Origin of the sequence: Planktothrix sp., from assembly GCF_046067725.1 — a bacterium.
Lineage (GTDB): Bacteria > Cyanobacteriota > Cyanobacteriia > Cyanobacteriales > Microcoleaceae > Planktothrix.
This window is the reverse complement of the sequence record NZ_JBJUDF010000071.1, coordinates 1-10285: the sequence shown is the minus strand read 5'-3', so window position 1 is coordinate 10285 and position 10285 is coordinate 1. Positions and strand designations below refer to the sequence as shown.

Here is a 10285-nt window from a genome sequence, read left to right as displayed (position 1 = left end):
TTGGAAGAACAGCAGGAGTTAGCATTCGCTTTTAATACGGCTATGACTACCCCTGAACCTGTGCCATTAGAACCTATCCTAGCTTACAAATTGAGCAGCATGGGGTTAATTCAGTTAGATGGCAATAAAGCAATGCCCAGTTATCCGTTGTACCGGGAGTATTTCCAGCAGACCTTAAGAAAAAGATGAGATTGCTGATTCGCTATAAGTTATATGCTAAATAATCTCTTACTCTACTTAAATCTTATTTGTTAGTGTTGCAGTCTTAAAGGAGGAGCGATGGTCAGTAATTTTCCTAAAGTCCCGCGAGCAATTATGAATGCCTATCGGGATGAATCTTCTATCGAAATGCAAATCTTTGAGGGAAATCTGCCAGATAATTTGCAGGGTCACATTTTTATCGTTGCACCCGTTGGTACTGTCAGTTCTAAAGGTTTGCCAGATAAAAATGGCAACACATTTATGAATGGTGACGGAATGATTTATCGGCTTGATTTTGATCAGAAAGGTAAAGTCAGTTTGAAGCGAAAAATTGCCAAGTCACCGGATTACTGGGCTGACAAAGTAACCCATGATAATAATAATAAATTGCTAAAATTTCGGAATTATGGCCTCGTGAGATTTTCTGACTTGCTGGGCTTTCGCAATGAGTTAAATACAGCTTTTCTGCCTATAAAATTTTCTGGAGATACCCATGAACGTTTACTCGTAACTTATGATGCAGGTCGCCCCTATGAAATTGATACAGAAACTCTCGAAGCAGTCACTCCAATTGGGGAAATGAAAGAATGGGAAGCACTGCTCGATCAACCTCCATATCCCTTTAAACCCATTTTAAGCACTGCACATCCGGCTTTTGATCCGCATAAATCCGAGATGTTTACGGTTAATTATAGCAGGTCACTCCCTAATATTTTAGGAATAGATAGAATCCTTGATGTTTTTAATAAAAAATTCGATGAGACATCCAGAGGAACGGATCAAGAAAGATATAAAATAGCTCTTGCTTTATTAAAAAAGATAATATTTGAATCGAATTTATGGACTAATAACTTTGCCAATCTGATGAGATGGGATGGCGTAAACTCCCTGCAAAAATGGCAGCTAATCAACCTGAATGGCTCACCCGTCAAAATTCGGCAAAGTATACATCAAATAGGAGTGACTCAAGATTATGTAGTGCTTATGGATACAGCCTTTGCGACTGGAATTGAGCAGGTAATCTCTAACTTTCCTGAAATTCCCCTAATCAAAGAGTTAGCCCGCTTTATACCGTCACCAGATACCATGCTATATATTGTTGAGCGCAATAAATTACAAGAGAACGAAGAAAAAGTTGTAGCCCATAAAGTCAAGATTCCTCGTGAAGCCGCACATTTTTTAGTGGATTATGAAAATCCTAACAACAAAATTACACTTCATATTGCCCATATTTGTGCTTGGGATATTGCAGAATGGCTGCGTGATGAGGATCAATCAGTCTACAATAATGAAACTGTTCCGCACGAGCTTTTCGGAATGCACCCAGGTCAAATGGACATTGGCTTTATGGGACGCTATGTGATAGATGTTAATAGCGAAAAACCGAAAATTATTGAATCTCAGAACATCTTAAAGAAGCACGATCCCTGCACTTGGGGCCCAGGATTATACACTTATCTCGACAGGCTACCTTCTTCTGGTATGACTCCCAGTAATTTAGATAATATTTACTGGGTTTCTCTTGGTCTTTGGAAAGAGCTAACGACTCAGTTTATGTACGAGCAATATAACAAGTATAAATATAGAGAAGTGCCTTTAGCGGAATTTCTTGAACTTGCTAAACAAGGCAAACCAGCTTGCTTATACCGATTGCATACTTCGTCAATGACAATCGAAGATTACTACGAGTTCCCAGAAGGTTACATGGTGTTTTCACCGCAATTTGTTCCGAAGCGAGGTAGGGAAGAAAGTTCAACGAATGGTTACATTGTCTGTATTGTTTTTACTCCAGAACGTGATGAAATTTGGATTTTTGATGCTGAAAACTTAAACCAGAACCCACTCTGTAAGTTGTACCATCCTCAACTCAACCTTGGATTGTCATTGCACACAGCATGGTTACAAAATATTAGTCCTCGTCAGGCTAACTACAACATTCCTGTTAAACAAGATTACCAAGAAGCAGTCGAGAAGTTACTAAACTTTATAGAAGATGATCATTTGATCTTTCTTAGTCCGCCAGAAAAAGGGCAACTCAAGCAAGAGATTAAAGACCTATTTGAGAAAGACGTTTACCCACGCTTTTAGTGACAAGGAATAAGGACACGATATATCGTGTCTTTACTTAGGTTGAATTACTGGTTACAAAATGGATTAAATACTAGAAATATAGCATTTTTCATATTAATAAATTTAAAAAATCGGTTTTAATTATGATTAATGTTCTCGGATATAACATCAAAGAAAAAGTATACGCTGAAGGAAAAATTATTTATTACCGAGGGCTAAATCTACAAAATGAACAGTCTGCCCTGATTAAAATTCAGCAAGTTGAATATCCAACACTGGAAGATCTTACTAGCTTTAGACAAGAATATAAAATTACTCAAAATTTAGCTTGCACAGGAATTATCAGACCTTATAAACTGGAGAATTATAAAAATGGTTTAGCTCTGGTTTTAGAAGATTTCGGTGGTCAACCTCTATCTCAGTTAATCCAAGCTAATCAACTCTCTATCAAAGATTTTCTAACCCTTGCTATTTCTCTAACAGAAACCTTAATTTACCTCCATAATTTGTCAATTATTCATAAAAATATTAACCCTAGCAATATTTTTATCAACTCGAAAACGAATGAGGTAAAGCTTACTGGCTTTAGTCATGCGATTACTCTCCCTAAAGAGCAACAAACCATTAGTAATCCCAAATTACTAGAAGGCTCCCTTGCTTACATTTCCCCCGAACAAACTGGGAGAATGAATCGCTCTATTGACTACCGAACAGATTTTTATGCGTTAGGTGTTACTTTTTATGAAATCGTGGCTGGAACTGTACCGTTTAATTCTTTCGATCCGATTGAATTAGTTTACTCTCATATTGCCAAACAGCCAATTTCCCCTTCAGAAACAGCAAATATTCCTGAAGCTATTTCAAATATTATCCTGAAACTTTTAGCCAAAAATGCTGAAGATCGATACCAAAGTGCTGCGGGACTAAAATTTGATTTAGAACAATGTTTGTTGCAACTCGAAACGAACGGAAAAATTGAAACTTTTGCACTCGGTCGGCGCGATCGCGGTAATCAACTGCTTATCCCGCAAAAACTTTATGGACGAGAGCAAGAAGTGGAAGCTATCTTAAATGCGTTTGCCAGAGTTACTCAAGGAACAACCGAGATCATGCTTGTTTCGGGTTACTCAGGGATTGGCAAAACCTCTATTGTTCATGAAGTTCATAAACCGATCATACAAGCACGAGGGTATTTTATTGCTGGGAAATTTGATCAATACAAGCGAAATATTCCCTATGCCGCTTTGATTCAGGCTTTTCAAGAATTAATTCGTCAGTTATTAACAGAAAGCGAAGAAAACATTGCTGCTTGGAAAGAGAAACTGCTCAATGCCATAACACCCAACGGTCAAGTGATTGTTGATGTTATTCCAGAGGTTGAACTGATTATTGGGCTTCAACCGGAAGTCAAACAACTCGGTTCATCCGAAGCAGAAAATAGATTTAATCGGGTATTTCAACAATTTATTAATGTCTTTTGTCAACGAGAACACCCCCTTGTTATTTTTTTAGATGATTTACAGTGGGCAGATCCAGCATCTCTAAAGTTAATTCAACTAATCAGCACTGATCACAGCAGTCAATATTTATTCTTAATTGGAGCTTATCGAGATCATGAAGTCAGCCCAACTCATCCATTAATTCACACGATAGAAAAAATTAGAAAAAGTGGAACTGCGATCAATAATGTCAGTGTTGAACCTTTATCTCTTCGTCATGTTACACAATTAATAGAAGAGAGCTTGGGAGAAAATGCAACTCCTGATATAGTAAATATATTATCAAAACTACTTTTTACAAAAGCTAAAGGTAATCCATTATTCTTCATTCAATTACTTCAAAATATTTATACCGAAAAAATTTTATTTTATCAGAATAATTATAATAGATGGGAGTTGGATTGTAAGCAGGATCAAGCTACAGCTATATTTGACTCCGATTTAGTTGAACTGATTTCTACCAATATCAGAAAACTGCCAAGCAACACCCAAAAGGTTTTAAAGTTCGCTGCCTGTCTTGGCAATATTTTTAACTTAAATATTCTAGCGATTGTTAACGAAGAATCCAATTTATCGACAGCTAAAGAACTTTTTCCGGCACTTCAAGCAGGTTTAATTTTACCTCAATCCGATGCCTATAAAATTCCGCTCACTTTTTCTGAAACAGAAGCAGCAAATTTAAACGTGCATGAGATTGAAGTTGAGTACAAGTTTTTGCATGACCGAGTGCAACAAGCCGCTTATTCTTTGATTTCTGAAGCTGAAAAAAAAGCAACTCACCTAAAAATTGGTCAACTGCTGCTCAAAAATATCACTCCGCAAGAACAAAAAGATAATATTTTACCCTAGTTAATCAACTGAATTTTGGGATTGATTTACTCACCCATCAAACCGAAAAGTATGAACTGGCTCAATTAAATTTGAGAGCCGGAAAGAAAGCGAAAACATCTACGGCTTATGATGCTGCTATCAACTACTTGAATGTAGCTTTAGAACTTTTAGGGTTAGATAGCTGGAAGCAGCAATATCACTTAACATTTATTCTCTATTTGGAAGCTTCAGAAGCACAATACCTTAATGCTAATTTAGAGCAGTCTGCAAGGCTGTGTGATATTGCTCTAAAAACAGCAAAAGCTACACTTGAGAAAGTTCAGTTATATGAGATAAAAATCAAACTATTGCTCGCTCAAAATCAAATAAAGTCAGCCATAAAAACTGGATTAAAAGTCATCAAAATGCTGGGGGTCACTCTATCTGAATCACCACCCCAAGGACTGAATCTTGAGGAATTAGCTAAACTGCCAAGAATGACTAATCCCTGTAAACTTGCAGCAATGGAAAGTTTAATGCTTATATTACCCCCTGCTTGTTTTGAAGAAAGTACATTAGTTTTACCTATTTTATATACTATGGTTGAAATTTCTAGACAATATGGGAATTCACCCGCATCTATTTATGGCTATGCTCTTTATGGCGCTCTCATAAGTTGGTTAATACCGGACATAGATTTTGCATACAAATTAGGTCATTTAGCTGAAATCCTATTAATTTCTTTAGATGCTAAAGAATTTCAATCCAAATCATATTTATCAATCTCTATTAATATTACACACTGGAAAAAGCATACTAGAGAAACCATAGAACCCCTTATTCAAGCTATTCAGAGTGGCTTAGATGTAGGAGATATAGAATATGCTTGTCATGCTGCAAATTTCTACTGTTCCCACTTGTTTTTTAATGCTAATAATTTGGAATATGTACAAGAGAAGCAAAAGCAATATATTAGCTTTATTAAAAACTTTAAACAAGAACATCAGTTAAATATGGCGAGTATAGACGGGCAGTTAGTAGCAAATTTAAGAGGAGAAGCTACAAAAGAAACCCTTTTAATTGGTCAGTATATCAATGAAGATAAAATTGAATCTTATTTAAAAAATAGTAATAACTTAATTTCTCTATTTAGCCTATATTTTGCTAAATGTATGCTTTATTATTTATTTAAAGATTTTAAAAATTCGATAAAATATGCTACAATAGGTTTAAACTATTCAGGATTTGTCCAAGCTGGGATTATCTTCGTTCAGCATAATTTCTACTATTCTCTGGCTCTTTTGGCAGAGTCTTATACTGGTAGTTCTTCTAAAAATGAAGAAACCGAAAGTAACCGAGAACAATATCTTAATCAGGTTATTAAAAATCAGGGAAAGATGAAATATTGGGCGGATCATTGCCCGATGAATTATCAGCATAAATATGATCTGGTAGAAGCAGAAAAAGCGCGGGTTTTAGGGCTAGATCTGCAAGCAATGGAGTATTACGAACGTGCGATCAAAGGGGCAAAGGAACAAGGTTATATTCAAGAAGAAGCTCTCGCTTATGAACTAGCAGCAGAATTCTATTTATCTTTAGAAAGAATAGAAATTGCTCAGACCTACATGACTAAAGCCCACTATTGTTACCTTCGTTGGGAAGCGACAGCCAAGGTTCAAGATTTAGAGTTCCGATATCCACAATTAATTTCCAACCCATCCGTATTGCCTGTAGTTCCACTGAATACTTCTATAAATCAGACCTTTTTACCCACTGCTAGTCATACCACTATGTTAGACTTAACCACTGTAATTAAAGCGTCACAAGCCTTAGCCAGCGAAATTGATCTGGAGAAACTGCTGGAAAAATTAATCAAAATTACGATCAAGAATGCTGGGGCTAAAACAGGTTATTTGATTTTAGAAAAAGACGGCAAACTGTTCATAGAAGCCCAGAGTGATTTAGAGCAAAATCAGGTGATTGTCTGTCAATCAATCCCAATAGAAACAAGTCATCAATTACCAATATCTGTGATTAATTATGTAGCCAGAACACGGGAAGATGTTGTTTTAACCGATGCCACCCGTGAGGGAATATTTACCACCGATACTTATCTGGTTAAATTCCAACCTAAATCAATTTTATGTACGCCGATTATCCATCAAAACCGACTAATTGGTCTGCTGTATTTAGAAAATAATTTAAGTGTGGGAGCCTTTACTCCTGACCGCTTAGAAGTGTTAAAAATTCTTTCATCTCAAGCTGCGATTTCGATTCAGAATGCTCAACTTTATGTAGCATTACGGGAAAGTGAAAGAAGAGTCAAGCAATTTTTGGAAGCTGTTCCAGTGGGTGTGTTTGTAACGGATGCCAATGGTACGCCTTACTACGCCAATCAAAATGCACAACAGATTCTAGGGAAGGGAATTATACCCGAAGCAACCCGTGATCAATTAACTGAAATTTATCAAGTTTATCAAGTGGGAACAGAGCAATTTTACCCAACGGAACAGCAGCCGATTTTACGGGCATTAAAAGGTGAAAAGACGACGATTAATGATATGGAAATTCGACAAGGAGATCAGGTGATTCCTTTGGAAGTTTCCGCCACTCCGATTGTTAATGAAAAGGGTGATATTGTTTATGCGATCGCTGCTTTTCAAGACATTACTCAACGCCAACGATCAGAGGCGGAACGGATTCAATTAGAAATTTTGAAGGTTGAAAATGCACTGTTACGAAGTACAGAAGAAGCTTCAACTTATGATTATCAAGTCGGGGGAAGTTTGCCCAGTGATGCTCCAACTTATGTGGTGCGTTCCGCAGACCGTGACCTGTACAAAGCGTTGAAACGAGGAGAGTTTTGTTATATTTTGAATACCCGTCAGATGGGGAAATCAAGCTTGATGGTTAGCATGATGCACCAACTTCAACGAGAGGGATTTTTCTGCGCGGCGATTGACATGACCCGTATCGGGAGTGAAAATATTACACCTGACCAATGGTATAAAGGGTTAGTAGTAGAATTGTGTCAGAGTTTTAATTTATTAGGTAAATTTAATCTGAAAGCTTGGTGGAATGAGCATCTTGCTCTTTCTCCTTTGCAACGATTGAGCCAATTTGTTGAGAAAATTTTGCTGACTGAAGTGGGAATAGAACTTGATAATCCAGCGCAGAAATTGATTATTTTTTTAGATGAAATTGATAATATCTTGGCTTTAAATTTCTCAGTTAACGAGTTTTTTGCCTGGATTCGTTCCTGTTATAATCAACGGGGGATTAATCCCGCCTATCAACGCTTAACCTTTGCATTGTTTGGAGTGGCGACCCCTTCAGATTTGATTACTGACGTTCAAAGAACGCCCTTTAATATTGGTCGAGCTATTGAACTCAAAGGCTTTCAACTTCATGAAGCTCAACCGTTGCTGCATGGATTGAAAGAAAAAGTAACTCACCCTAAAACCGTGCTGAAGGAGGTGTTATTTTGGACAAATGGACAACCATTTCTATCCCAAAAAATTTGCCAATTAATCCGCAATTCTTCGTCTGTTGTTCCGAGTCAAAATGAAGCTCAATGGATTGAAAATTTAGTGCAAACTTATGTGATCGAAAAATGGGAATCCCAGGATGAGCCAGAACATCTTAGAACGATTCGCGATCGCATTCTTAACAGTCAACAGCCGACCCGTAAGCTGTTAGAAATTTATGGAAAAATTTTACATCAAGGAGAGATAATGGCAGATGATAGTCCAGAGGAAAAGGAATTACTGTTATCCGGTTTAATTGTTAAGCAACAGGGTTTGCTCAGAGTTCATAACCGGATTTATGAATTGGTCTTTAATGTTAATTGGATTGAGCGATATCTTTAAAAAACGCTTATACTAAGCATTTGTTTTTAATTTAACATTGCTGACCTTCACAAGCAATACCGTCTTGATCACAGATGCGTTGGGTGCGGGAGAATCGATTGAATTTGCCTATAAACTGGATTGTCAAGCGATTCAATTGGCTGGAATTCCAGAACATTTAACTCCAAAATTGAAGAAAAAGCCCGAATCCCCTGCATGATGTGATGGCATCAATGATTATGCCAAATACTATAAAATTGCATAAGTCCAGTTCGCTAAGAAATAAGTAGAAGTAGTAAAGACTAAGTTGGCGTTAGATTGACTTAACTTAAAATTCTGATGAAGCAGAGGTAAAAAATGAGGAATGTATCTACGAATTTAATTAAACAGTCAATTAGACTCAGTTTAACGTTTTGGGTTTATCTGGTACTCCTGTCAGAAATTGGGACAGCAGAATCTAGCCATCAAAATGTACCTCAGTTGCAACCGTCAGAAATACTTTCCCAAATTGATCAAACCTCTACAGAAGCACAACAGCTTGTTAATGAAGCCGAAAAACTGACACAACAAAGAACAATTCCATCTCAGCTAGAAGCACTCAAAAAATGGTCAGAAGCACGATTAAAATGGCAACAATTAGGAGATACATCTCAAGAAGCATTTACCTTACTTAAACTGGCTGAAATTTATAAAAATATAGGTGCAACCGCCTCCGCATTAGAACGCTACACCGAAGCTTTAAGCCTATACCGACAACTGGGAAACCGCCTTCAAGAAGCATTGACCCTAAGTGAAATTGGAAATATTTATATTGCGAACTTAGAACAAGGGAAAGAAGAAGAACAGTTTAGTTTTGAACACGATTTTTTCATCGATTCTCGGCTATCACAATTCAGGTTAAATCAACAGCATAGAGATTCTAAAAGACCTTTAGAGTTTTATCAACAATCTCTGAAAATTTACCAGGAAATTAATTATTTATCTGGAGAAGCCAGTCTTCTCAATGCAATGGCGAGAAGTCCCTATTTACATGAGGATGAAGAAGATAAACAAAAATTACTTGAGAAATCTTTAGCAATTTATCAACAAATCGGTGATCAAAAAGGACAAGCATTAGTGTTAGGTCATCTGAGTGAATTACATCTGATTGAATACAGAAATGAGCAAGTCGGGTGGGATTTATTTAATCAAGCTTTAGCTTTTTACCAGAAAAATAATCAGTCTTTCGATAATCAGGATTTGACTAGCCGTCAAGGCGAAGCAAAGCTGTTGAGTGTTGGGGCTGATTATTGGGGGTCAAACCATCAACAGAAAACCTTATAATTCTACAATCAATCCTTAAAGATTTACCAAGAAATAGGTGATAAACAGGGAGAAGCAATAACCCTAACCCGCATCGCTGATTACTATCGTAGCCTAGAAAATCGTGAAAAACAATTAGAATTTTATACTCAAGTATTAGACATTTATCAGGAAATTGGCGATGCAGTTGGAGAAGCTAATATTTTAGACCGCTTGGGGTTAATGTACTTTCGATTAGGAGAGGTAGACAAAGCCTTAGAATTCTACAAATAAGAATTAGAAACGCTTCAGAACATGAGTGAATTTTACGCTAAACTCGGTGATGAACAACAAGCATTAATATTTGACTATCGCCAACCCATTATTTTATTTAACTTGGCAAATATTTATTCTAAACTAAAAAATGAAGCCCAAGAAAAAGAAGTTTATCATCAAGCCCGAAAAATTTATCAAAAATGGCAAGATGACCAAGGCGAAGCGAGTTTTCTGATTAAAATTGCTGAACGCTATGGAGAGCAAGAAAACTCGGAAAAAATGCTAGAATATTTTAATCAG

At 36.8% G+C, this 10285-nt stretch carries 8 protein-coding genes; all 8 read left to right on the top strand.

The genetic code is table 11. The features are described 5' to 3' along the window. A partial coding sequence (locus ACKPEB_RS04115; protein WP_408963540.1) for an AAA-like domain-containing protein occupies positions 1–189 on the top strand: 189 nt, incomplete at its 5' end. 126 nt (positions 190–315) lie between these two features. After that, the gene (locus tag ACKPEB_RS04110; protein WP_408963539.1) at positions 316–2289 is read left to right on the top strand and encodes a carotenoid oxygenase family protein; all 1974 of its coding nucleotides are present in this window, start codon (positions 316–318) and stop codon (positions 2287–2289) included. Between the two features lie 125 nt (positions 2290–2414). After that, positions 2415–4619 (top strand): ATP-binding protein, encoded by a 2205-nt coding sequence (locus ACKPEB_RS04105; protein ID WP_408963538.1) that lies wholly within the window; start codon positions 2415–2417, stop codon positions 4617–4619. A gap of 71 nt (positions 4620–4690) precedes the next feature. Then, positions 4691–8449 carry an AAA-like domain-containing protein gene (locus tag ACKPEB_RS04100; protein ID WP_408963537.1) on the top strand — a complete coding sequence of 1253 codons (3759 nt, stop codon included), beginning with the start codon at positions 4691–4693 and terminating at the stop codon, positions 8447–8449. 37 nt (positions 8450–8486) lie between these two features. After that, a complete protein-coding gene (locus ACKPEB_RS04095; protein WP_408963535.1) occupies positions 8487–8648 on the top strand; it encodes a hypothetical protein in 162 nt (53 codons plus the stop codon). A 137-nt stretch (positions 8649–8785) separates the two neighbouring features. After that, positions 8786–9751 carry a hypothetical protein gene (locus ACKPEB_RS04090; RefSeq protein ID WP_408963534.1) on the top strand — a complete coding sequence of 322 codons (966 nt, stop codon included), beginning with the start codon at positions 8786–8788 and terminating at the stop codon, positions 9749–9751. 21 nt (positions 9752–9772) lie between these two features. Further along, complete coding sequence (locus ACKPEB_RS04085; protein ID WP_408963541.1) at positions 9773–10003, top strand: tetratricopeptide repeat protein; 231 nt, start codon at positions 9773–9775, stop codon at positions 10001–10003. 21 nt (positions 10004–10024) lie between these two features. After that, positions 10025–10285, top strand: a 261-nt coding sequence (locus ACKPEB_RS04080) for a hypothetical protein (protein ID WP_408963533.1), incomplete at its 3' end; no start/stop codon positions are given.